The sequence below is a fragment of the Streptomyces sp. NPDC037301 genome (assembly GCF_055602785.1).
Map to the genome: position 1 here is coordinate 1 of NZ_JBVJWD010000020.1, position 22,891 is coordinate 22,891.

General features: G+C 70.6%; 18 protein-coding genes. 5 read left to right on the top strand and 13 right to left on the bottom strand.

The features are described from left to right. Positions 1-414: 414 nt before the first annotated feature. Positions 415-1,422 (bottom strand): stage II sporulation protein M, encoded by a 1,008-nt coding sequence (locus tag ACZ7IB_RS28045; RefSeq protein ID WP_470916584.1) that lies wholly within the window; start codon positions 1,420-1,422, stop codon positions 415-417. Between the two features lie 120 nt (positions 1,423-1,542). On the opposite strand from ACZ7IB_RS28045, the gene ACZ7IB_RS28050 reads away from it, so the two are divergent. After that, positions 1,543-2,439 carry an RDD family protein gene (locus tag ACZ7IB_RS28050; protein WP_470916585.1) on the top strand — a complete coding sequence of 299 codons (897 nt, stop codon included), beginning with the start codon at positions 1,543-1,545 and terminating at the stop codon, positions 2,437-2,439. On the opposite strand, the gene ACZ7IB_RS28055 is transcribed toward ACZ7IB_RS28050, so the two are convergent. From ACZ7IB_RS28055 to ACZ7IB_RS28095, 9 genes are all read right to left on the bottom strand, one after another. Beyond that, positions 2,436-3,047: a hypothetical protein gene (locus ACZ7IB_RS28055; protein ID WP_470916586.1), complete on the bottom strand. Its 612-nt coding sequence runs from the start codon at positions 3,045-3,047 to the stop codon at positions 2,436-2,438. The genes ACZ7IB_RS28050 and ACZ7IB_RS28055 overlap by 4 nt on opposite strands. Positions 3,048-3,211: 164 nt before the next feature. Next, the gene (ahcY, locus tag ACZ7IB_RS28060) at positions 3,212-4,669 is read right to left on the bottom strand and encodes an adenosylhomocysteinase (protein WP_402005916.1); all 1,458 of its coding nucleotides are present in this window, start codon (positions 4,667-4,669) and stop codon (positions 3,212-3,214) included. Between the two features lie 296 nt (positions 4,670-4,965). Beyond that, positions 4,966-5,988, bottom strand: a complete 1,023-nt coding sequence (locus ACZ7IB_RS28065; protein WP_470916587.1) for a cation diffusion facilitator family transporter — start codon at positions 5,986-5,988, stop codon at positions 4,966-4,968. Positions 5,989-6,075: 87 nt separating this feature from the next. Then, positions 6,076-7,257 (bottom strand): mannose-6-phosphate isomerase, class I, encoded by a 1,182-nt coding sequence (manA, locus tag ACZ7IB_RS28070; protein ID WP_470916588.1) that lies wholly within the window; start codon positions 7,255-7,257, stop codon positions 6,076-6,078. Positions 7,258-7,322: 65 nt separating this feature from the next. After that, complete coding sequence (locus tag ACZ7IB_RS28075) at positions 7,323-8,459, bottom strand: SIS domain-containing protein (RefSeq protein WP_093898698.1); 1,137 nt, start codon at positions 8,457-8,459, stop codon at positions 7,323-7,325. A gap of 57 nt (positions 8,460-8,516) precedes the next feature. Then, positions 8,517-8,699 (bottom strand): Trm112 family protein, encoded by a 183-nt coding sequence (locus ACZ7IB_RS28080; protein ID WP_030927015.1) that lies wholly within the window; start codon positions 8,697-8,699, stop codon positions 8,517-8,519. Positions 8,700-8,957: 258 nt separating this feature from the next. Then, a complete protein-coding gene (locus ACZ7IB_RS28085) occupies positions 8,958-10,331 on the bottom strand; it encodes a phosphomannomutase/phosphoglucomutase (protein ID WP_470916589.1) in 1,374 nt (457 codons plus the stop codon). A gap of 177 nt (positions 10,332-10,508) precedes the next feature. Further along, positions 10,509-12,125 (bottom strand): L-lactate permease, encoded by a 1,617-nt coding sequence (locus ACZ7IB_RS28090; protein ID WP_470916590.1) that lies wholly within the window; start codon positions 12,123-12,125, stop codon positions 10,509-10,511. Positions 12,126-12,272: 147 nt separating this feature from the next. Further along, positions 12,273-12,650 (bottom strand): DUF3499 domain-containing protein, encoded by a 378-nt coding sequence (locus ACZ7IB_RS28095; protein WP_470916591.1) that lies wholly within the window; start codon positions 12,648-12,650, stop codon positions 12,273-12,275. Positions 12,651-12,972: 322 nt separating this feature from the next. On the opposite strand from ACZ7IB_RS28095, the gene ACZ7IB_RS28100 reads away from it, so the two are divergent. Next, entirely contained in the window at positions 12,973-13,401 is a 429-nt protein-coding gene (locus tag ACZ7IB_RS28100) for a metallopeptidase family protein (RefSeq protein ID WP_470916694.1), read from the top strand. Positions 13,402-13,455: 54 nt separating this feature from the next. Here the strand turns inward: ACZ7IB_RS28100 and ACZ7IB_RS28105 are convergent, their stop codons facing one another. The 3 genes from ACZ7IB_RS28105 to ACZ7IB_RS28115 form a co-directional block, all read right to left on the bottom strand. Next, positions 13,456-14,994, bottom strand: coding sequence for a DUF5719 family protein (locus tag ACZ7IB_RS28105; RefSeq protein ID WP_470916592.1), 1,539 nt, complete (start codon positions 14,992-14,994; stop codon positions 13,456-13,458). Next, positions 14,991-18,773, bottom strand: coding sequence for a glycosyltransferase (locus ACZ7IB_RS28110; RefSeq protein ID WP_470916593.1), 3,783 nt, complete (start codon positions 18,771-18,773; stop codon positions 14,991-14,993). The genes ACZ7IB_RS28105 and ACZ7IB_RS28110 overlap by 4 nt, the downstream gene beginning before the upstream one ends. A gap of 295 nt (positions 18,774-19,068) precedes the next feature. Further along, entirely contained in the window at positions 19,069-19,332 is a 264-nt protein-coding gene (locus ACZ7IB_RS28115; protein ID WP_030927001.1) for a WhiB family transcriptional regulator, read from the bottom strand. A gap of 700 nt (positions 19,333-20,032) precedes the next feature. Between ACZ7IB_RS28115 and ACZ7IB_RS28120 the strand changes: the two genes are divergently transcribed. Genes ACZ7IB_RS28120 through ACZ7IB_RS28130 form a run of 3 tightly spaced genes read left to right on the top strand, consistent with a single transcriptional unit; the run spans position 20,033 to position 22,867 of the window. Beyond that, complete coding sequence (locus ACZ7IB_RS28120; protein ID WP_470916594.1) at positions 20,033-20,572, top strand: cysteine dioxygenase; 540 nt, start codon at positions 20,033-20,035, stop codon at positions 20,570-20,572. A gap of 13 nt (positions 20,573-20,585) precedes the next feature. Next, positions 20,586-21,542 carry a 2-phospho-L-lactate transferase gene (gene cofD, locus ACZ7IB_RS28125; RefSeq protein ID WP_470916595.1) on the top strand — a complete coding sequence of 319 codons (957 nt, stop codon included), beginning with the start codon at positions 20,586-20,588 and terminating at the stop codon, positions 21,540-21,542. Next, positions 21,539-22,867, top strand: coding sequence for a coenzyme F420-0:L-glutamate ligase (locus tag ACZ7IB_RS28130; protein ID WP_470916596.1), 1,329 nt, complete (start codon positions 21,539-21,541; stop codon positions 22,865-22,867). The genes cofD and ACZ7IB_RS28130 overlap by 4 nt, the downstream gene beginning before the upstream one ends. Positions 22,868-22,891: the final 24 nt, after the last annotated feature.

The following is a 22,891-nucleotide window of genomic DNA, read 5'->3' on the forward strand; positions in this document are numbered from 1 at the left end:
TTCCGACTCTATCAGACTCTTCCGTGTCCGATTCCCGGTCGAAGCGGGGCCGCTTTCCAGTTCTTCGCTTTCGCGTTTCCCTTTCCGGCGTTTCCAACCTTACCAGATTCTTTTTTCGTTCCGTTTCCGGTCCGAGTTTGAATTCCAGTGGCCTTTGGAGTGACCTTTGCCTTTCGGCTGACTCGACTTTACCAGAAGCATTCGGCCGAACTGATCGGCTGCGTGATTCGGAATAAAAGAATCAACGGCTCTGCGGAAATTCAATTTCCGGTGGAGAGCGAGGAAGACACTAACCGTTGGGATCGGACCTGTCCAGTCCGACGCAACCGTTAAAATCTACCTCCCCTGGCCGACCATGTCAACGGTCTTTCGGGGCGAAGAGGAGACTAGCAGGTCAGCGGGGGTGTACGCACATCAGGCAGCGACCGGGAGCTCGGCGCTGCGCTCCGTGGCATCGACGTCGCCCCGGTCGCCTGCTCGCGCTGCTCGGCCGCCCAGGATGTAGACGTACGCGAGGAAGGCCAGCTCGGCCGCAATGCCGATGGTGATGCGCCCCCAGGTCGGGAGATCGGAGGGGGTGACGAAGCCTTCGATGACGCCCGAGACAAACAGGACCAGTGCGAGGCCGATGGCCATGCCGATCGCGGCCCGGCCCTGTTGGGCGAGGGCTGAGCGGCGGGTGCGCGGGCCCGGGTCGATGACCGTCCATCCCAGGCGCAGGCCCGTACCCGCTGCGACAAAGACTGCGGTGAGTTCGAGCAGGCCGTGTGGGAGAACCAGCCCCAGGAAGGTGTCGAGCCGGCCGGCTGAAGACATCAGGCCGAGGCCGACGCCAAGGTTGAGCACGTTGACGAAGAGGATCCAGATCACCGGGATTCCGAGGAACGCGCCCAGGACCAGGCACATCGCTGCGGCCTGGGCGTTGTTCGTCCATACCTGGGCGGCGAACGATGCGGCCGGGTGGCTGGAGTAGTAGGTCTCGTACTCCCCGCCCGGGCTGGTCAGGCGGCGGAGGTCGTCCGGAGCCGCGATGGCCGACTGGACTTCCGGATGCGTGCCGATCCACCAGCCGATGACTGCGGCCAGCAGCGTGGAGAGGACGGCCGTGGGTATCCACCAGCGCCTGGACCGGTAGACGCCGGCGGGGAAACCGGCCGTCAGGAAGCGTGTGGCGTCTCGCCAGGAGGCTCGGCGGGTGCCTGTGACTGTGGATCGGGCACGGGCCACGAGTTGGGTGAGGCGCGCGGTGAGCATCGGGTCCGGGGCGCTGGACTGGAGGAGAGAGAGATGGGTGGCCGTGCGCTGGTAGAGCTCGACGAGTTCGTCGGCTTCCGCGCCGGTGAGTCGGCGCCTGCGGTGCAGGAGATGGTCCAGGCGGTCCCACTCGGTGCGGTGGGCGGTCACGAAGACGTCGAGGTCCATGGTCGGCTGCTGCTCCAGGCATGGGTGCGTACGGGTTCGTACTACGGCGGCGCGCTGCGGGTCAGCTTGGCAGACTGAGGTCCCGAGGGGCAGGGAAGATCGGCGAAGGATGGGGCGGCGATGAGTGAGCTCGTGACCGGGGACGCGGTCGTGCTGGGGTTGCGTCCGGCGAAATTGCCTAGCCGAGCGCTGGCGCTGGCCATCGATCTTGCCGTGGTGGGGGCGGCGTTCGTTCTGGTGTCGATCGGGTTGGCCGTCGCGACGGCGACGCTGGATGACGCGGCACTCGCGGCCGTATCCGTCGCGTCCTTTCTGCTGGTGCTGGTGGGCGGGCCGATCGCGGTGGAGACGCTCAGCCATGGGCGTTCGCTGGGGAAGCTGGCGTGCGGGCTGCGGGTGGTCCGGGACGACGGGGGGCCGATCCGTTTTCGGCATGCGCTGGTGCGCGGGGCCATGGGAGTCGTCGAGATTCTGATGACGCTCGGGGTTGTCGCCTGTATCGCCTCGCTGGTGTCGGCGCGGGGGCGGCGGCTCGGGGACGTGTTCGCGGGGACGCTTGTCGTACGGGAGCGGGTGTCGGCGGGACGAGTTGCTGCTGTGCCACCTCCGCCGCCGTGGCTGGTCGGGCGGTTCGCGGGGCTGGATCTGTCAGCGGTGCCGGACGGTCTGTGGCTGGCGATACGCCAGTACCTGACGCGGATGCATCAGCTCGACGCGCAGGTGGGCCGGTCGATGGCGGAGCGGCTGGCTGTGGAGCTGGCGACGAAGACCGGGGTTCCGGTGCCCGAGGGGGTACCCGCCGGGGCGTATCTGGCGGCGGTGGTGAACGAGCGGCAGGCGCGGGATGCGCGGCGGGTGTTCGTCGCTGCGCAGACGGGAAGCGGAGTACTGGCGGGTGGGGCTGTTGCTTCCGTGCCAGTGGGGTCCGCGGGGGGTGCGGCGGCTGTTCCCGTGGTCCCGGCAGTGGAGGAGGGCGGAGCAGCACCCGCTGCAACGGGGTTCGCGCCGCCTGCCTAGCGAGGCGAGGGCGGGGACTCCAGGTCTTCGAGCTCGATCCCGGGGGCCGACAGGACCACGTCGCCGGCGAGGTGAATGGTGTGCTGTTCGCCGGTGTCCAGGGCGCTGACCTGGTATTCGTCCACCGTCAGAGGGCCGTTGTCAGTGGCGTGCGCTTCACTGTTGACCAGGGCCCAGGACTGGTCGACGGTGCGGGGAGCGAGGACCGGGTCCGTGAAGGCGACCAGGCGGACTCGGGCCGCGGGGGAATCGGGGGTGAGGCGCAGCAGTCGTGAGGTCGCGATGAGGAATGCGGGGGATGTGCCGGTGAAGGCGTGGGCGCGCACATTGCCTTCGGTGGCATGAGTGCCGGTCGGGTCGGTGCGGACCCAGGTGACGCCGTCGAGGGCAGCGCCTCGGACCTGCCAGCTCGCGGCGTGGAGTTCGAGCCGGATGGGGCGGCCCAGTTCGTCGAGGGTGAGGTCGACGGAGCCGAGGTGGTCGCCGGAAGGGGCGGTGGTCTGGGAGACGTAGCGCCAGCCGGAGGGGCCGGGGGCGCACTGGAAGTGTTCTTCGCCGAGGAGGGTGTGATCGTGAAGATCATGGAGCGAATATCGACCGCGGGGCATGGGGTCCTTCGAGGTTCCTCGGGCTGAGCGGGTGCGGTACGGGGCAGGCCCCCGACACGGGGGTGCGGGGGCCTGCGCTCGTAGCTGCTGCTGAGGCTGTTCCGTCTGTCAGCGGCCGGTCGTCACTGACCGGTGGTGATGTGCGCGGTCGCCGACGGGCGGGATCAGTAGCGGTAGTGGTCGGGCTTGTACGGGCCTTCGACCTCGACGCCGATGTAGGCGGCCTGCTCGGGGCGGAGCGTCGTGAGCTTCACGCCGAGCGCGTCGAGGTGGAGACGGGCGACCTTCTCGTCCAGGTGCTTGGGCAGCACGTAGACGTCGGTCGGGTACTCCTCGGGCTTGGTGAACAGCTCGATCTGGGCCAGGGTCTGGTCCGCGAACGAGTTGGACATCACGAACGAGGGGTGGCCGGTGGCGTTGCCCAGGTTCAGCAGACGGCCCTCGGACAACACGATGAGGACCTTGCCGTCGGGGAACGTCCAGGTGTGGACCTGCGGCTTGACTTCGTCCTTGACGATGCCGTCGATCTTCGCCAGGCCGGCCATGTCGATCTCGTTGTCGAAGTGGCCGATGTTCCCGACGATGGCCTGGTGCTTCATCTTGGCCATGTCGGCGGCCATGATGATGTCCTTGTTGCCCGTCGTGGTGACGAAGATGTCGGCCTGGGCCACGACGTCGTCGAGCGTGGCGACCTGGTAGCCGTCCATCGCCGCCTGCAGGGCGCAGATGGGGTCGATCTCGGTGATGATGACGCGGGCGCCCTGGCCGCGCAGGGACTCCGCGCAGCCCTTGCCCACGTCGCCGTAGCCACAGACGACGGCGGTCTTGCCGCCGATGAGCACGTCGGTGGCACGGTTGATGCCGTCGATCAGGGAGTGGCGGCAGCCGTACTTGTTGTCGAACTTGGACTTGGTGACGGCGTCGTTGACGTTGATCGCCGGGAAGAGGAGGGTGCCGTCGCGGTGCATCTCGTACAGCCGGTGCACACCGGTCGTGGTCTCTTCGGTGACGCCGCGGATCTCGGACGCCAGCTGGGTCCACTTCTGCGGGGACTCGCCGAGGGTGCGGTTCAGCAGGGTGAGGATGTGGCCGTACTCCTCGCTGTCCGCGGTCGACGGGTCCGGGGCCGCGCCGGCCTTCTCGAACTCGACGCCCTTGTGGACGAGGAGGGTGGCGTCACCACCGTCGTCGAGGATCATGTTCGGGCCGCCGGTGGGGGTGTTCGGCCAGGTCAGGGCCTGCTCCGTGCACCACCAGTACTCTTCGAGCGTCTCGCCCTTCCAGGCGAAGACCGGGACGCCCGCAGGGGCGTCCGGGGTGCCGTTCGGGCCGACGGCGATGGCCGCGGCGGCGTGGTCCTGGGTGGAGAAGATGTTGCAGGAGGCCCAGCGGACCTCTGCGCCGAGGGCGACCAGGGTCTCGATCAGCACGGCCGTCTGCACGGTCATGTGCAGCGAACCGGTGATACGGGCGCCGGCCAGCGGCTGCGCGGCGGCGTACTCCTTGCGGATCGACATCAGGCCGGGCATCTCGTGCTCGGCGAGGGTGATCTCCTTGCGGCCGAACGCCGCGAGGGAGAGGTCTGCGACCTTGAAGTCCTGTCGATTGGCGACCGTCGTCATAACGGGCTGCTCCTCGTGATGGGTGTCGAGGTGGGCACGGCTGGCTCTGCGGCGGCGGGCACACGAATGCCCGGGCGCTCGCAGCGCAGTCCGTCGGAGGCCCTCTCTCCCTCGGCCGGTCCCCGTATGAGGACCGATCGACCGCCATCAGCAGCGACGTCTGACACTGCCATCGAATCTACACCGACCGGCCCAGTCGCTCCCAGCCCGCCCTGGACGGGGAGTGGCTGGGAGAGCGATGCCGGGAGCGGGCGGGAGGGCCTGTCGGGGGCGGTTGGGAGGTGTACGTGAGTGGGTCAGTGGCCGGAATCCGTCGAGGTGTCCGGGGTTCCGTCGGGGGTCGTGCGGGGAGTGTTGTCGGGCGCTCCCCCTGGGGTCTTGCCGGGGTTGGTGCCGGCTGCGGCAGCGGCCTCGCTGTAGATGTCCGGTTCCAGATAGATGACCCGGGCGATCGGGACGGCTGCGCGGATGCGGGTCTCGGCGGCGTTGATGGCGTTGGCCACTTCGGTGGCCGTGTCGTCGTGCTGCACCGCGATCTTGGCGGCGACCAGCAGCTCTTCCGGGCCGAGGTGGAGCGTACGCATGTGGATGACGGCGGTGACCGTGTCGCCGTCGACGACCGCGGCCTTGATCTTCTCGACCTGGTCGGCGCCGGCGGCCTCGCCGAGCAGCAGAGACTTCGTCTCGGCGGCGAGCACGATCGCGATGACGATCAGCAGGACACCGATGCAGAGGGTGCCGATTCCGTCCCAGACGCCGTTGCCGGTCCCGAGGGCCAGGCCGACACCTGCGAGGGCGAGGACCAGACCGATCAGCGCGCCGAAGTCCTCCAGGAGGACGACGGGGAGCTCGGGGGCCTTCGCACGGCGGATGAACTCCTTCCAGGAGAGCGATCCGCGGGTCTCGTTGGACTCCTTGATCGCCGTACGGAAGGAGAAACCCTCGGCGATGATCGCGAAGACCAGCACACCGACCGGCCAGTACCAGGCCTCGATCTCGTGCGGGTGCTTGATCTTCTCGTAGCCCTCGTACACCGCGAACATGCCACCGACCGAGAACAGCACGATGGAAACGAGGAAGGCGTAGATGTAGCGCTCGCGGCCGTAGCCGAAGGGGTGCTGGGGGGTGGCCTCGCGCTGGGCCTTCTTGCCGCCGAGCAGCAGCAGGCCCTGGTTGCCCGAGTCTGCGAGCGAGTGGACGCTCTCCGCGAGCATCGACGACGAGCCGCTGAACAGGAACGCCACGAATTTGGCCACTGCGATCGCGAGGTTGGCGCCGAGTGCCGCCACGATCGCCTTGGTTCCGCCTGACGCACTCATGGGTGCCTGGTGTCCCTTCTTCGGTGCTGCGGCCCTGGCGCCGCGGTACGGCCGGACATTGTTGCAGCCGCTGATGCGGACGGTACGTCAGGCCACCACAGTGGCGCGGAACAGAGTTCCCGTACCGGACACTTCGACCTTCTCGCCGGAGGGTACGAAAACCGAGGCCCCGGGGGTGAGACCGAGCGTGCCCGCCTTCGGGGCGCCCGCGGTGCAGAGCAGGATCTGCGGGGTGTCCCTGGTCAGGTCGACGGGGTCGGCGCCGGGCGACAGGTCGAAGCGCGAGAGCCGGAATTCGTCCACAGGCGTCTCGTACAGCTCCTCGCCGGACGGGGACGCCTCGGGACGCAGGACGCCGGGGTCGGTCGCCTCGAAGCGGACGATGCGCAGGAGTTCTGGCACGTCGATGTGCTTGGGCGTGAGTCCGCAGCGCAGCACATTGTCCGAGTTGGCCATGATCTCGACGCCGAGGCCGTCGAGGTAGGCGTGCGGAACACCCGCACCGAGGAACAGGGCCTCGCCGGGCTGGAGTTCTACGTAGTTCAGCAGCATCGCCGCGATGACACCGGGGTCGCCGGGGAAGTGGTGGGCGATCCGGGCGTACGGGGCGTGGGCGCCGCCGAGGCGCTCGGCGGCAGCGGCCGCCAGGTTCACCGTTTCGGCCATCTCCGTCGGGTCGGCGCTGAGGATCGCGGTGAGGACCTCGCGCAGGGCTGCCTCTTCGGGGTGGGCACCGAGGAGGTCGACGTACGGCTTGAGGGAGTCGACGCCGAGTGCCGCCATCGCCTCGGCGGCCTCGGTGGGCCTGCGGAAGCCGCACAGGCCGGCGAAGGGGGTGAGCGCGCAGATCAGCTCGGGCTTGTGGTTGGCGTCCTTGTACGTGCGGTGGGGCGCGTCGATCGGGACGGATCGGCGCTCCTCGTCCTCGTAACCCTGCTCGGCCTGTGCGAGGTCGGGGTGGACCTGGAGGGAGAGTGGGGCGCCTGCGGCGAGCAGTTTGAGGAGAAAGGGCAGGCGGGGGCCGAACTTTTCGACGGTGGCCCGGCCCAGTTCGCGTTCCGGGTCAGCGGCGATGACGTCGGTGAGAGGCTGCTCGGGGCCGGCCTCTCCGGTGCCGGTTGCGCGGGTGAGGCGAGAGGGGGCTCCGGGGTGGGCACCCATCCACATCTCGGCCTGGGGTTCGCCGGTAGGGGCGATGCCGAGCAGCTCGGGGATGGCGGTGGTGGAGCCCCAGGCGTAAGGGCGCACGGTGTTGGAGAGCCGGTCCATGAGTTCGTCCTTGTGAGATGCGTGGATCGGGGGGTGGTGTGCGTGGTGCGGGTCGACCCGGGCGGTCAGGCGCGGGCTGCCGAGGCGAGTGCCAGGTAGACGGCGGCGAAGTCGGTGACCGCGAGGAGTTCGGCGAGGGCTTCGAGCTCGGTGCCCTCGTCCGGTTCGAGTTCGCTGATCGCCGTGTCGTGGCCGAGGGCCAGTTCGCGGGCGGCGGGCCCGGCGCTCAGGCCGCCGGTGGGGCGGTCGCGGAGCAGTACGACGCGGGCGTGCAGGGGCTCCGGCTCGTCGACCCGGTCGCGGAAGAAGTCGTCGGGGTCGGCCCCGGCGGCGAATGTGCCCGCCAGCAGTGCGCCGTGAGCGGGAAGCGCCTCGGGGAGTTCGGCGGCGAGGGCCGGGCGGCCGGACAGCTCGGCCAGGACGGCGGCGAATCTGCGGCCGACCGGGGCCGCGGCTTCGCCCTCCGTCCAGATGAGGGGCAGGCTGTCGGCGAGTTCGGCAGCGAGGGTCTTGGCCGGGTTGCTGTACGTGGCGATGGCCGGACCGCAGCGTTCCGCGGTGCGGTCGAGGCGGTCGGCGACGCCCTGCAGCGCCTCGGCGGGCGCGGTGACCAGGCCGACCCGGTCGAGCAGCGCGAGCAGCGGGGTGAACAGGGCCCAGAGCGTGCCGGGGCCCGCGGCCGACGTCTCGGCGTCGTACTCGCCGTGCGGGGCGGAGGCCATCGGTACGACGAGTCCGTGTGCCCCGTCGATCGCCTCGCGCAGCGGTGACTGGCGGGGGGCGACGGCCACGACGCTGCAGCCGCGGCGGTACGCCTGTTCGGCGAGAAGGGAGAGGCCCGGCTCGGAACCGTCGGCCGTGACGATGAGCAGCAGGTCCACGGAGCCGGCCCAGCCGGGCAGCGTCCAGCGCATCGCGCCCGCGGCGGGGGCGACCCCGGTGGGGTGGATACGGGTGACGGGCGCGGAGGCGCCTGCCAGGGCAGTGATCAGGTCGGCGACGCCGGACGCGGCGGTGCCGGAGCCCGCGACGAGTACGGCACGGGGACGGCCCTCCGGGTTCAGTGCGGCGATCCCGGCCTCCGCCGCGTGACGGGCGGCGGTACGGACCCGGGCCCCGGCCTCGGCGGCGCCGCGGAGCAGGCCGCGGCGGTCGGCTCGGGCCAGGGCTTCCGGGGCGTCGAGCAGCGACTCGTCGAGCATGGGGACGGTCCTCCGATCACGTGCTGATCACCGTGCGGGGCGCTGGCGCGGATGCCGTTACGCGGGGCGGCGGGCCTCGTCGACGAGGAGGACCGGAATGCCGTCCCGCACCGGGTAGGCCAGGCCGCAATCCGTGCCGGTGCAGACCAGCTCGGGGCTGTCGGCTGCCGACCGGTCGTCGAGCGGAGAGTGACAGGCCGGGCAGGCGAGGATCTCCAGAAGGCCGGCTTCGAGCGGCATGGGGTGAGTCCCTTCAAACATTCGAACAAGCGATTCGGGTTCGCGCGGATCGGGCGACGTCAGCCTACCGCCGGGGTGCGGGGGGCGCGGCCCGGGCCGGGGGGTGGGGTGGGGCGGTGTGGGCGCCTGCGGCGGGCCATTCCCCTGCCCTCCCCTTCCCGAACCGGCCCGGGCCGGGCCCCGCTCCTCAAACGCCGGAGAGGCTGTCATTGCCGGGCGGCCGGAATCGCCGGACAGGGCTGAACCGCCGGACTCGCCCTACGAGGCCCGTTCCCGGACCAGTGCCAGCACCTCGTCCCGTACCAGCGTCATCGTCTGCTCGTCTCGGGCCTCGACGTTCAGGCGCAGCAGGGGTTCCGTGTTGGAGGCTCGGAGGTTGAACCACCAGTCCGGTCCCGTGACCGTCAGGCCGTCCAGGTCGTCGGTCGTGACACCGTCGCGGGGTGCGAAGGATTCACGTACCGCTGCCGTGCGGCCCGGCTGGTCGGCGACCGTGGAGTTGATCTCGCCGGATCCGGTGTAGCGGTCGTACTGGGCGACCAGTTCCGACAGTGTGCCCGGCTGGCCGCCCAGCGCGGCCAGGACGTGGAGCGCGGCGAGCATGCCCGTATCGGCGTTCCAGAAGTCACGGAAGTAGTAGTGCGCGGAGTGTTCGCCGCCGAAGATCGCGCCGTGCTCGGCCATCTCCGCCTTGATGAAGGAGTGGCCCACGCGGGTACGGACCGGGGTTCCGCCGTTCTCGCGGACGACCTCGGGGACCGAGAGGGACGTGATCAGGTTGTGAATGACGGTGCCCTTGCCGCCGTTACGGGCGAGTTCGCGGGCCGCGACCAGGGCGGTGATCGCGGACGGGGAGACGCCCGCGCCCCGCTCGTCGACGACGAAGCAGCGGTCGGCGTCGCCGTCGAAGGCGAGGCCCAGGTCGGCGCCCTCGGCCACGACGCGGGCCTGGAGGTCGACCAGGTTCTTCGGGTCGAGGGGGTTGGCCTCGTGGTTGGGGAACGTGCCGTCGAGCTCGAAGTACATCGGCACAAGGTCGACGGGGAGCTCCGCGAAGACGGTGGGGACGGTGTGGCCGCCCATGCCGTTGCCCGCGTCGACGACGACCTTCAGCGGGCGGATCGATGCGAGGTCGACCAGGGACAGCAGCTGCGCGGCGTAGTCGGGGAGCGTCTCGCGCTCGGTGACGGTGCCGGGGGTGGCGGCCGGTTGCGGTGTGCCGGTCTCGGACCACTTCTCGACCAGGGCGCGGATCTCGGAGAGCCCGGTGTCCTGGCCGACGGGTGCGGCGCCCGCCTTGCAGAGCTTGATGCCGTTGTACTGCGCCGGATTGTGCGAGGCGGTGAACATCGCGCCGGGGAGGCCGAGGCTGCCGGAGGCGAAGTAGAGCTGGTCGGTCGAGCACAGGCCGATCAGTGTGACGTCCGCGCCGCGCGCCGCGGCGCCGCGTGCGAAGGCGCCCGAGAGACCGGGCGACGAGGGCCGCATGTCGTGGCCGATCACGATCGCGTCCGCGCTCGTCACCTCGACGAACGCCGCCCCGAACTGCTCGGACAGCGATTCGTCCCACTGGTCGGGCACCACTCCGCGCACGTCGTACGCCTTGACGATCTGCGACAGATCAGCAGCCACGGGCCGGTCCTCCTGAGATTTCTGCGGACCGCCCAAACTACCCGGCGGCCGTTCGGGCGGCCCGTGGGGTCTTGCGGCTGTGCGGCTGTGCGGCTGCCCGGCTGTGCCTACGGTGACCGGGGGCGCCCGGTTGCCGCTTCGTCCTCATTACCGGTCGGGGCTCGAGTGCCGTGCCGCTCAAGGCAGCATCCAGCCCAGCGCCGTCGTGCTCTGCGCCAGCACGATCAGGCACATCACAAGCAGCAGTCCCAGGCTCCACGGCAGCACCTTGCGCAGCAGGTCTCCCTCGCGTCCGGCCAGGCCGACCGCCGCGCACGCGATCGTCAGGTTCTGCGGGGAGATCATTTTGCCGAGCACCCCACCGGAGCTGTTCGCCGCGGCCAGCAGTTCCGGTGAGAGGCCCGATTCACGTGCCGCCGAGACCTGGAGTGCGCCGAAGAGGGCGTTCGCGGAGGTGTCGGAGCCGGAGACCGCGACGCCGAACCAGCCGAGCACCGGCGAGAGGAAGGCCAGTCCGGCACCTGCCGCGGCCACGAACTGGCCGATCGTGGCGGCCTGCCCGGAGAGGTTCATGACGTACGCGAGTGCCAGTACGGAGGTCACGGTGAGGATCGCGTACCGCAGTTCATGCACCGTGCCCGCCCACTCGCGCGCCGCGTCCCGGGGCCGTACGCGGAGCGCGACGGTGGTGACCAGGCCGGCCAGCAGGACGAGGGTGCCGCCGGTGGCGATGACCGGGAGCGTGAAGAGGTTGGCGCCGACCGGCTTGCCCGCCGGGTTCGCGACATCGAGGAGGGGCCAGTCGAAGACCCGGGTCGCCTCGGCCAGCAGCTCCTTGACCGGCGGGATCTGGGCGACGGAGAAGACGGCGACGATGAGGGCGTACGGGGCGTAGGCACGCAGCACTTCGCGGTGCGGGTCCTCGCGATCGAGGTCCTCGCTCCGTACGCCTGTCAGTACTGCCGTACGCACCGGCTCCTCGGCCGGCCTGCGTGCCCCGGGGACGGCCATCAGCGCTGCCGCGCCGACGAGCGCGGCGGCGATGTCCGCGAGTTGGGCGGAGACGTAATTGGATGCGGCGAACTGGGCCGCGGCGAAGGCGACTCCGCAGACGAGTGCGGGCAGCCAGGTCTCGCGCAGTCCGCGCCTTCCGTCCACCAGGAAGACCAGGATCAGGGGTACGAGGAGGGCCAGCAGCGGGGTCTGGCGGCCCACGACGGAGGCCACGTCGTCCAGCGGCAGCCCGGTGATCTGGGCGAGCGTCACCACGGGAGTGCCCATGGCGCCGAACGCGACCGGTGCGGTGTTGGCCACGAGCGAGACGACGGCCGCCTTCACCGGGTCGAAGCCGAGCGCCACCAGCATCACGGAGGAGATCGCGACGGGCGCACCGAATCCGGCGAGGGCTTCGAGGAGCGCGCCGAAGCAGAAGGCGATGACCAGCGCCTGGATGCGCGGGTCGTCCGAGAGCCTGCCGAAGGAGCGGCGGAGGATGTCGAAGTGCTGGGTCCGTACGGTCATCCGGTACACCCAGAGGGCGTTGACGACGATCCACATGATGGGGAAGAGCCCGAAGAGAACGCCCTGAGCGCCTGCGGAGAGGGTCTGGCCGAGGGGCATGCCGTACGCGAGCGAGCCGACGGCGACTGCGACGGCGAGGCCGATGAGTCCGGCGCGGTGTGCCCGCATCCGGACCGCCCCGAGCAGCACCAGCACGGTGACCAGGGGAAGCGCCGCGACCAGAGCGGACAGAGCGAGCGAATCGGCTACGGGTTCGAGTTGCTGGACAAACACGCAGACCTCCCCGGATTCCGTGATGCGGAAAGCTTTTTCTCACGAGTGAAGGAATGGTCGTGTCCACGACAAGCTTTGGTCAATGACTCGCACGTGAAAACTTGAACGGGAAATCACGGGCGGGACGCGCCGAACGACACGGCGTGCTCAGGAGTCCGGCGAGCGCAGCACCCGCAGATGGCCGCGGCGACCGACCTCCATCGGACCCGCGGTCTGCGGGCCGCCGCCCCTGCCATCGGGTCCGCGGTCGTGCGGCCGCGCCGCTTCCCGTACGGCATTGGCAAGCGCTTCGAGGTCGTCGCCGCTGGGGCGCGTGGGAGCGGAGGGGTCGGAGAGCCTGACGACCTCCCAGCCACGTGGCGCGGTCAGCCGCTCACTGTGCTCGGCACAGAGGTCGTAGCAGTGGGGCTCGGCATAGGTGGCGAGCGGGCCGAGGACCGCAGTCGAGTCGGCATAGACGTACGTCAGTGTCGCGACGGCAGGGCGGCCGCACGCGGTGCGCGAACAGCGACGTACAGGGCTCACGATGTTGGACGGTACCGCACTCTTGAGCGGGCTGCGACGACTCCCCCTCAGGTCACCCCACCGTGTCGCCCTGTGACCTCCGGCACGGCCGCCTTCCGGGCAGTCCTTCTGACCTGCGGAGGAACCCGGGGGCGCAGACCGTATCGGCAACGATTCCGGTCACCACTCGGCACAAAAGCTGTCATTCAGCAGGAGATCAATGGTCAGGAGCTGGGCCTGAAACGGGCTCTCGTCTGGCCGGATTGTTCAGGATTGGACATGCCGACGCCCCGTCAGGGAGCAGCGATCCACCTGCGCCGCAGAGAGTTACCCTGCGTCAGTGATGGACAGTCCCGTACCTCCCCACCAGTCCGAGCCACGCCCACGCCGTCGTGACCGCCATGGCCGCGGCATGCGCGGGCCCGTCGCCCCGCCCCAGGTGCCGCTCTCGGCCAGCAGGGCGGAGAACTTCCGTGATCTCGTGCAGGATTCGGTGGAACGGCTGGAGCGGCGCTGGCCGCAGCTGGCCGATGTCGACTTCATGGTGCTCGATGTGCCGGGGACTCAGGAGGAGACCGTACCGCTGGGGCGTGCGGTCTCGGCGGAGAAGGACCGGCCCGCGCAGGTCATCATCTACCGGCGGCCCGTCGAGATCCGCACCAAGAACCGCGACGAGCGCGCCCTGCTGGTGCACGAGGTCGTGGTGGAGCAGGTCGCGGACCTGCTCGGCCTTTCGCCGGAGTCGGTCGATCCACGGTACGGGCAGGAGTAGGAGCGGCGGTACGAGCGGGCCCGGCGCCCGGTCCCACCCGTACCGCCCGCCCGCTCATTCGTCCAGGACCGACAGGTCCTGCTCGGCCGCGGGCACCTCGACCGTTGCGCCGTCGTCCGGCAGGGTCTGCACGGTGAACATCTGGATGCCGTCCTGCGGCAGGGCGAGCGTGCGTGCGGCGTGGACCGGGCCGCCCGACTGTGTCTCCACCGTCAGCGCGTAGCTGCCCTTGAGCCCGGACGGCACGGGCGGGGTGACCGCGAGCGTCGTACCGCCCTTGACCGTGTACGTCTTGACGGCCTGTTCGCCACCCCCGCTGCCGGCGGAGGCGGTGACCTTCACGGTGGCGGTGGCGCCCGGCGCGGTGAGCGAGAGGGTGGAGCCCTTGGCCCGGTTGTCGGCCGCGGTCGCCTGTGCGCCCACCGGGCCGGTCGCCGGGATGTAGCCGACCTCCTGCGCGTCGCCCTTGCCGCGGACCACACGCAGCGCGGCCACCACCGGGGTGCCCTTTCCGCCCTGGGCCGGGGTGAGCAGCAGGGAGCCGGCCTCTCCCCTGGTGATGTCCTTCAGGTCGACGCCCGCGGTCATCCTCGACTTGACGTGGAGGTCCTCGTTCCCGGCCGGGGAGATCGCGCCGGTCTTGCCGAGCAGTTTCACCTTCAGATCGGCGTCGCCGTCGCCGGGTGCAAAGGCCACCAGGCGGACCGAGGTGGCGTCCGCCGGGATGCCGGGGAGCACCAGGGTGCCCGTCGGGTCGGCCGAGGCGGCCAGCCAGTCGCTGCCGGCCTCTTCGTCCGCGGTCCTGACGACCGCGCCGACGCGTCCGGTACGGGTGGTGACGTGGACGGTCACGTCCTCGGCCACCTTGCTGGTCAGAGTGGAGATCAGGACCGGGACGCTGGACCGGGCGGGCACCGTGATGCCCTCGCCCACATCGGACTTGAGGGTGCCGTCCGGACCGTACAGCTCGATGTCGGCGACGGCCGCGGTGTCGTCCGGGTTGGTGAGGTGGACGTAGTCCTCGCGGGACTTCGCGGTGCTCGCGGCCGGGAACCAGAAGTCCGTGTCGGGTCCGGTGCAGCTGACGCCGAGCAGGCCGCGGGCGCCGCCCGCCTCGACCGTGGTGGTCTGCTGGGTGGTCCAGCCAGGGGCCAGGCGGCCGGTGGCGGTGCCGACCAGCGCGGGGGCGTCGGCGCCGGACTCGTCGGCGGTGGCCGGCTTGCCGGGCTCCTTGAGGGAGACGACAGCCTTTCCGGAATCCGTCTTCGCCTGCTCCTTCTTGTCCTTGTTCCCGCCCTTGTTCCCGCCCTTGTCCGTGGCGTCGTCGGCCGTCGCTGACGTGGACTGCTTCAGTTCGGCCGTACCGGCCTCGCCGCCGCTGCCGCCCGCCGGGGTGAACGACGTGTATGTCGTCTCCGCGAGGTCCGAGAGACCGGGCGCCGGGCAGAGCAGGCTGGACCGTTCCACCGGCAGCCGGGTGGCGGCCTTCGCCTCCGTCGCGCCCCCGTCGCCGGGCGCGGTGAGCGCGGCGAAGCCGGTGACGGCGGCGAGGGCGACGGTGCCCGCGATGAAAGACAGGCTGGTGGATTTCACTCGGACTCGCCTCGCGATGCGTTACCGGTCGGCCACGGGTTCTGGCCCGGGACGGGGTTCTCGTCGGGGTTCTGCGGGTCGTACTGGCCCTGTTGGCCGTAGTGGACCTGAGGGTCGTACGGAGCCTGCGGGTCGTACTGCGGGGGTTGGGGGGCGTACTGGGCCTGCGGGTCGTACTGCTGTTGCTGCTGCTGCGCGTAGCCGTACGGGTCGTAGGCGTTCTGCTGATACGGGTCGGCGGTCGCCTGGTGCTCCTGCTGCGTGCCGTACTGGCCGTCCTGGTACTGCTCGCCCTGGTACTGCTGGTAGTCGGCGCCCTGGTACTGCTGCGCGTCCCATTCGCCGTACTGCTGCTGCGGCACCGCCGGGTACTGACCGCTGTCGGCCTGCGGGGCGAACACTTCCTGGTCGTCGGTCTGCTGCGGATGCGGTTCGGCCGTCTGCTGTGCGGGGATGTACTCCCCCGCCGCCTCCTCCGCGCTCCCGCCCGGCTCCGGCTCGGCCTCCGCCTCCGCCTGGGCGGCCGCGCGCAGCCTGCGTGCCCGGCGCCCCTCGCCCGCGACCGGCTCCGCGGGGACTGCCGTGTCCTCCTCGGGCAGGTCGTCGTCGATCTCCCGGCGGCGGCCGGGCAGGGCGAGGACCACCAGGACCACAGCCAGCGCGGCCTGGGCCCAGACCCAGGCGGTGTGGGTGAGCGGGGTGTTGTACGTGAGGTCCAGGGTGCCGCCCTCGGCGGGGAGCTCGAAGCCCTGGGCCCAGCCGTCGACGGTCTTCCGGGCCAGCGCGCGCCCGTTGAGCGTGGCCTCCCAGCCGGGGTCGGCGGCATCGGCGATCCGCAGCACCCGGCCGGAGCCGCCTGCCGGAATCTTTGTGTGCGCCTCGACGGGGAGGGAGCCCACGGGCAGCGGTTCGTCGTCGGCGCCGGACGGGATGATCATGACGCGGGCGACCTGCCGGTCGACCCGCCACAGCGCACTGCCGTCCAACTGGCTCAGCCGGCTGAGCCCCGGGGTCGCGTCGAGGACCCGGCTCATCTCCTTCGGAGCGCCGTCCCGTACCAGTACGTAACGGATCGCGAATCCGCTGAGCTGGCTGCCCTGGTCGGCGCCGGAGCCCGCGACCAGATTGGCGACGACCTTGTCGAGGTGACTGTTACCGCCGCCCGCCTCGGCCAGTTCCGCGTCACCGAGCCGCGCGCCGGAGCCGCGTACCAGGGTGTACGAGACGGCGGCGGGCGATGTGCCCCCGAGGACCAGGGTGCGCGGCTGGTCGCGGGTGGTGCTCTCCTCCGCGACGAACGCGGGCACCTGCACCGGGTCGCGGCGCTCCAGCGGGCCCGCGGCACCGCCGATCATCCAGCCGGCGGCGGCCAGCACCGGGGCGAGGCCCGCGGCGAGAGCGATCAGTGCGGCGACGGGCTGGCGCCAGCCGAAACTGAGCTCGGCGACGCGTACCCGGGCGCCGTCCGCGCCGACCAGCGCGGCGACGATCAGTGCGATGCCGTAGACGAGGGTGGCGGGGCCCGCCCAGCCCGAGCCGTTGGCGAGAGCGGCGAAGACCAGTGCCACGAGCGCGACCGCCCACGCGGTGCGTACCGCGAACTGCCGCTCCCCGCGCAGCAGCGCCGCCAGCGCGGCGAACACGATGCCGAGCAGCAGCACACCGCCCGCGGCCTTGGGGCCGCCGGGGCTGATGCCGAGCAGGTCGAGTGCGGAGGCCGTGCCCGTACCGATCTCCGGGCCCGCCTCCTTCAGGAAGCCGGACGGGCTGGTGAGGAGCGAGAGCGACCAGGGCGCGAGAACCAGCAGCGGGGTGCCGATCGCGGCGAGGAAGCGGAGCCCGTACGCGGCGATGTCGCCGCGGCGCAGTGCGAGCACCCCGATGCCGAGGACCACGGCGAGCGGCCAGACGATGGGCGTGAAGGCCATCGCGAAGGTGAGGAGCAGGGTGTACGCCCAGGTGGCGCGCCAGCTGCCGCGGGCGTCGCCGACGGCGCGCATGCCGTGCGCGGAGACAGCGGCGCGGGCGATCAGTGGGAGCAGGACGGCCAGTACGGCGGTGCCGAGGCGACCCGTCGCCAGTGCGCCGGTCGCGGCGGGCAGGAAGGCGTACGCGATGCTCGCCCAGGCCCGCAGCAGCCTTGATTCGAGCAGCGGCCGGGAGACGAAGTACGCGGTGAGCCCGGCGAGCGGGACCGAGCAGACCAGCAGCAGCGTGAGCGCGAAGCCGGTCGATCCGAGGAACAGCGCGGACAGGGCCGAGATGACGGCGAGGTAGGGCGGTGCGGTCTGCGTGCCGCCGGTACCGACCGCGTGCCAGCCGTCCGCGTACCTGCCCCACAGGTCGGAGACGTCGGCAGGCGCGGGCAGCAGTGCGCCGCCTGCCAGCGCTCCGCCACCGAACAGGCTGCGGCAGGCGACGAGCGAGACGAACAGCAGAAGGGCGAAGAGCACCGGGCCCGGCTTGCGTCCGATCCGCTTCAGCCGCGCGAACTGCTCGATCTCCAGGAAGTCGGCGTCGTCGCCACCGGGACCGGACTCCACGGCGCCGTGCCGTGAGCCGCCCGAGTCGGCATCGGAACCGCCGCCGAAGTTCCCTGCGACCTGCTCGACGGTGGCACGGACGGTGGCGCCGGGCGGCGGGAAGAGTCCACGCAGTTCGGCCTGGTCGACGGCGCCCTTGCCGCGGCTGCGCCTGGCGGAGAGGATCCGCCCGGGGCGCAGCAGGGTGCCGAAGAGCCCGGCGACCTCGTCGAGGGCCTGGCCGGGCACCTTGCCGACGAGATAGGCAAGGGTACGCAGCAGGGTGCCGAGGACGAGCCGGAGCATCACCCAGGGCAGGGCCTTGGCGCGTGCGTTGACCAGCATCGTGTAGACGGCGCCTGCCTTGTCGACACGGTGCGGTGAGGCGACCGAGCGTCCCGCGCAGTCGATGGGACGGCGCTCGCGGGCGGAGGCCTCGGCATGCCTGAGGACGGCGTCGGGGGCGACGAGCACCCGGTGTCCGGCGGTGTGCGCGCGCCAGCACAGGTCGACGTCGTCACGCATCAGCGGGAGCCTGCGGTCGAACCCGCCGAGCTCCTCCCAGATGTCACGGCGGATCAGCATGCCCGCGGTGGAGACGGAGAGCACGGTACGGACCTGGTCGTGCTGGCCCTGGTCCTGCTCGCGCCGGTCGAGTCCGGTCCAGCGGCGGCCGCTGTTGGCGATGGAGACGCCGACTTCGAGCAGCTGCTTGCGGTCGTACCAGCCGCGGAGCTTGGGGCCGACGATCGCGGCGTGCGGGTCGGTGTCGACGACGCGCAGCAGCTCGGCGAGCGCGTCGGGATCGGGTGCGCAGTCGTCGTGGAGCAGCCAGAGCCACTGCACCGGTTCGCCGTGCGGCAGTTCGGGCAGGTCGTACGCATCGTCGCGCCAGGACCTGCTGACGGGGTCCCAACTGCTGGGGCGCTTCAGGTATGGCAGGTCCTCGGGGGTGAGGACGCCGGCCGTGCGGGTCACCTCGTCGACGGCGGTGCCGAAGCTCGTACGGCGCGCGAGGTGCAGGACGCGTTCGGCGCCGAGCGCCTCGGTGACCAGCCGCGCGGAGTCGTCGGCGCTGCCGGTGTCCGCGGCGACGACGTTCTGTACGGGGCGTTCCTGCCCGAGCAGCCCGGCGAGCGCGTCGGGCAGCCAGCGCGCGCCGTCGTGGGAGACGAGCACGGCGGTGACGACATGCCGGGGGAACTCTGGGGCGGCGGCAGCCGCGTACGGCGCCGTCGATTGGCTGTGCACGGACATCGAGGTACGGGCCCTCCGGCCGGGTCCGGGGGGCGTCCCCCCGGGGGCTGCATCGGTGTACACGCGCGCTCCGTCGGGGCGTTGGCGCGTCTCGGACGGGGCCCCACACTAACGGTACGGATAGCCGCGGTGCCGCCGAGCAGTTCAACGAGGGCGGTGGTGGAGCGGCGACGGGCACAGCAATGGCCCGTCGCCTGCGGGGGGAGTGCAGGCGGCGGGCCATGATCGGTCGCGGTCCGGTGGGCGGCCGGTGTGCGCTTCCTACGCGGTGTTCTGTTGTTCCGGTGGTCCGCGGTCAGACGGCGGCCTTCTTCAGGCGGCGCCGTTCACGTTCCGAAAGGCCGCCCCAGATTCCGAACCGTTCATCATTGGAAAGCGCGTACTCAAGGCATTCGGACCGGACTTCACAGGCGAGACAGACCTTCTTGGCCTCGCGGGTGGATCCGCCCTTCTCGGGGAAGAAGGACTCGGGATCGGTCTGGGCGCACAGTGCGCGCTCCTGCCAGCCGAGTTCCTCGTCCGCGTCCTCGACCAGCAGTTGCTGGAACAGCTCGGTCATGTGCGCCCCTCGTCTGTCTCTTGCGTCCCCGTGATGCAGCCGTTACTGATTGCGGCCGAACGACACGAGTGAAATTACAAGTGTGTAGCTCCAGGCCAGTCAAGCGAAGATCTGCTATTGGCCCCGGTATTCACTCTGCGGAACCAAGGGTATGCGGAAAGTGTGCAAATCGCCAAAAACCTGACATATGCCACGGAACTCGCCACACCCCCTCTCTCGCTGAGAGAGACGACCGGAGCCACCCTCATGTTTCGATTCGATCACCGAAGCGATCGAGATCACAGTCGGGTCACGAGGCCCCAACGACGTTTGGAGACGCGGTTGATGCGCCACATCTCCGTCGCGACGGCTGCACAAACCTCTCCCTGCCCGCAGTAACCGGATGAGGTGAAACATTACCCCCAAATCGGTCATTGAGTTGACAGCAGAGGATCGGGCCGGTCTCCTTGACTGCATGCCAGCGACCGCAGCGATGTACGCCACCCACGTCCGTGGGTTCCGCACCGCTGTCCAGGCGCGCTGTTGCTGTTCCAGCTGTCACAGCTGTTGATGCCGTAGGGCACCGGCTCTGATCCAGCTCCTCCTTTGCAGAGCTTCTCGCAGAGCGTCTCCGTAGAGCTTCTTCTCTGCGCCTGCGCGGCTCTCCGGTCTCCGAGACACCCCGCACATGCACCCCCCATGCCGAGGAACCACCGCTTCCATGAACAGCGACAGCGACCTTCAGATCGCCGGCGACATCCTTGAGGTCCAGCACCTCCTCCAGCCGGCCCCCGAGCACCCCTCCACCGTGGCCGAGTTCGTCGGACTCGCCCGCAGCATCGCCGCCGACCGCGCGCAGTGGGCACCGCTCGTCCGGTACGACACCACCACCCGCTGGTACCACCGGCTGCGCACAGTTCCCCAAGCTCTCGGCTCCGCTCGAGCAGGGGAGACCCCGCTCGGTTACGAGGTCTGGCTGCTCAGCTGGGTGCCCGGCCAGGGCAGCGGGCGCCACGACCATGGTCCGTCCTCCGGCGTACTGACCGTCCTGGAAGGTCAGTTGACCGAGCAGACCGAGCGCGGTACGCGGGTGCTGGACGCGGGCGCGCAGCGCGTCTTCGCGCCCGGCTATGTGCACGAAGTGGTCAACGGCTCTCTCGAACCGGCCGTCAGTCTGCACATCTACTACCCGGGTCTGACCGAGATGCCGATGCACGCGGCGCAATGCGCCCCGGCGGCCGCGGATGTCGTACCCGCCTGACAAACTGCTGTACATGCGCATTGTGGTTCTGGCCGGCGGTATCGGTGGTGCTCGTTTTCTGCGTGGCCTCAAGCAGGCCGCGCCCGACGCGGACATCACGGTGATCGGCAACACCGGTGACGACATCCATCTGTTCGGGCTGAAGGTCTGCCCCGACCTCGACACCGTGATGTACACCCTCGGCGGTGGCATCAACGAGGAGCAGGGCTGGGGGCGTACGGACGAGAGCTTCCAGGTCAAGGAGGAGCTCGCGGCCTACGGCGTGGGGCCCGAATGGTTCGGGCTCGGCGACCGCGACTTCGCGACGCATATCGTCCGTACCCAGATGCTAGGCGCGGGCTATCCGCTGAGCGCCGTCACCGAGGCGCTCTGTGCGCGCTGGAAGCCGGGGGTCCGGCTGCTGCCGATGTCCGACGACCGGGTCGAGACGCATGTAGCGGTCGACATGGACGGCGAGCGCAGGGCGATCCACTTCCAGGAGTACTGGGTGAAGCTGCGCGCCTCGGTCGAGGCGCAGGCGATCGTGCCGGTCGGCGCCGAGCAGGCCAAGCCGGCGCCGGGCGTGCTGGAGGCCATCGCCGAGGCCGACGTCATCCTCTTCCCGCCGTCCAACCCCGTCGTGTCAGTGGGGACGATTCTTGCCGTGCCCGGCATCCGGGAGGCGATCGCCGAGGCCGGGGTGCCGGTCGTCGGCCTCTCCCCCATCGTCGGGGACGCGCCCGTGCGCGGTATGGCGGACAAGGTACTCGCCGCGGTGGGCGTCGAGTCGACGGCTTCGGCCGTGGCCACGCACTACGGTTCCGGACTGCTCGACGGGTGGCTCGTCGACACGGTGGACGCCGGGGCGGTCGACGAGGTGGAGGCCGCGGGCATCCGCTGCCGTTCCGTGCCGCTGATGATGACCGATGTCGACGCGACGGCGGAGATGGCCCGGCAGGCGTTGGTGCTGGCCGAGGAGGTGCGGGCGTGAGCGCCGAGTCCTCGGGTCCTTCCCCTGCGCCGTCCTACCGCGTCTGGGCGCTGCCCGGGATGCCCGAGGTGCGGGCCGGGGACGATCTGGCGAAGCTGATCGCCGCCACCGAGCCGGGGCTGGCCGACGGCGACGTCCTGCTGGTCACCTCGAAGATCGTCTCCAAGGCGGAGGGCCGGATCGTCGAGGCCACCGACCGGGAGGCGGCGATCGACGCCGAGACGGTACGGGTGGTGGCGCGGCGCGGCACGCTGCGGATCGTCGAGAACCGGCAGGGTCTCGTCATGGCCGCGGCCGGGGTCGATGCCTCGAACACCCCCGCCGGAACGGTGTTGTTGCTGCCCGAGGACCCGGACGCTTCGGCGCGCGCCATCCGGGACGGGCTGCGGGACACCCTCGGCGTCGAGGTCGGAGTGGTCGTCACGGACACCTTTGGGCGCCCGTGGCGCAACGGGCTGACCGATGTCGCGATCGGGGCGGCCGGGGTCCTGGTGCTGGACGATCTGCGCGGCGGTACGGATGCGTACGGCAATCCGCTGAGCGCGACCGTGGTCGCCACCGCGGATGAGCTGGCCTCAGCCGGTGATCTGGTCAAGGGCAAGGCTTCGGGGCTGCCCGTCGCCGTGGTGCGGGGGCTCGGTCATGTCGTGGACCCGACGGACTCCGCGGGCGGTGCCCGCGCGATGGTGCGGGTCGCGGCCGACGACATGTTCCGGCTCGGTACGTCGGAAGCGGTACGGGAAGCGGTGACCCTGCGGCGTACGGTGCGCGAGTTCACCGACGATCCGGTGGACCCTGGGGCGGTGCGGCGGGCCGTGGCCGCGGCGGTGACGGCACCGGCGCCGCACCACACGACGCCGTGGCGGTTCGTCCTGCTGGAGTCCGAGGAGTCGCGGACCCGGCTTCTCGACGCGATGCGGAACGCCTGGATCGCGGATCTTCGCCGGGACGGCCGGAACGAGGAGTCGATCGCGAAGCGGGTGCGGCGGGGCGATGTGCTGCGCCGGGCGCCGTATCTGGTGGTGCCGTGTCTGGTGATGGACGGCTCCCACACATACGGGGACGAGCGGCGGGACACCGCGGAGCGCGAGATGTTCGTGGTCGCCGCGGGTGCGGGTATCCAGAACTTCCTGGTGGCGCTGGCGGGCGAGCGGCTCGGCTCGGCGTGGGTGTCGTCGACGATGTTCTGCCGCGATGTGGTGCGTGAGGTGCTGGATCTGCCGGGGTCGTGGGATCCGTTGGGGGCGGTCGCGGTGGGGCGGGCGGCGGCCCAGCCTGTGGCTCGGGTGGGACGGGACGCGGAGGGGTTTGTCGCGGTTCGGTGAGGTGAGCCGATGGAAATGCCGGGC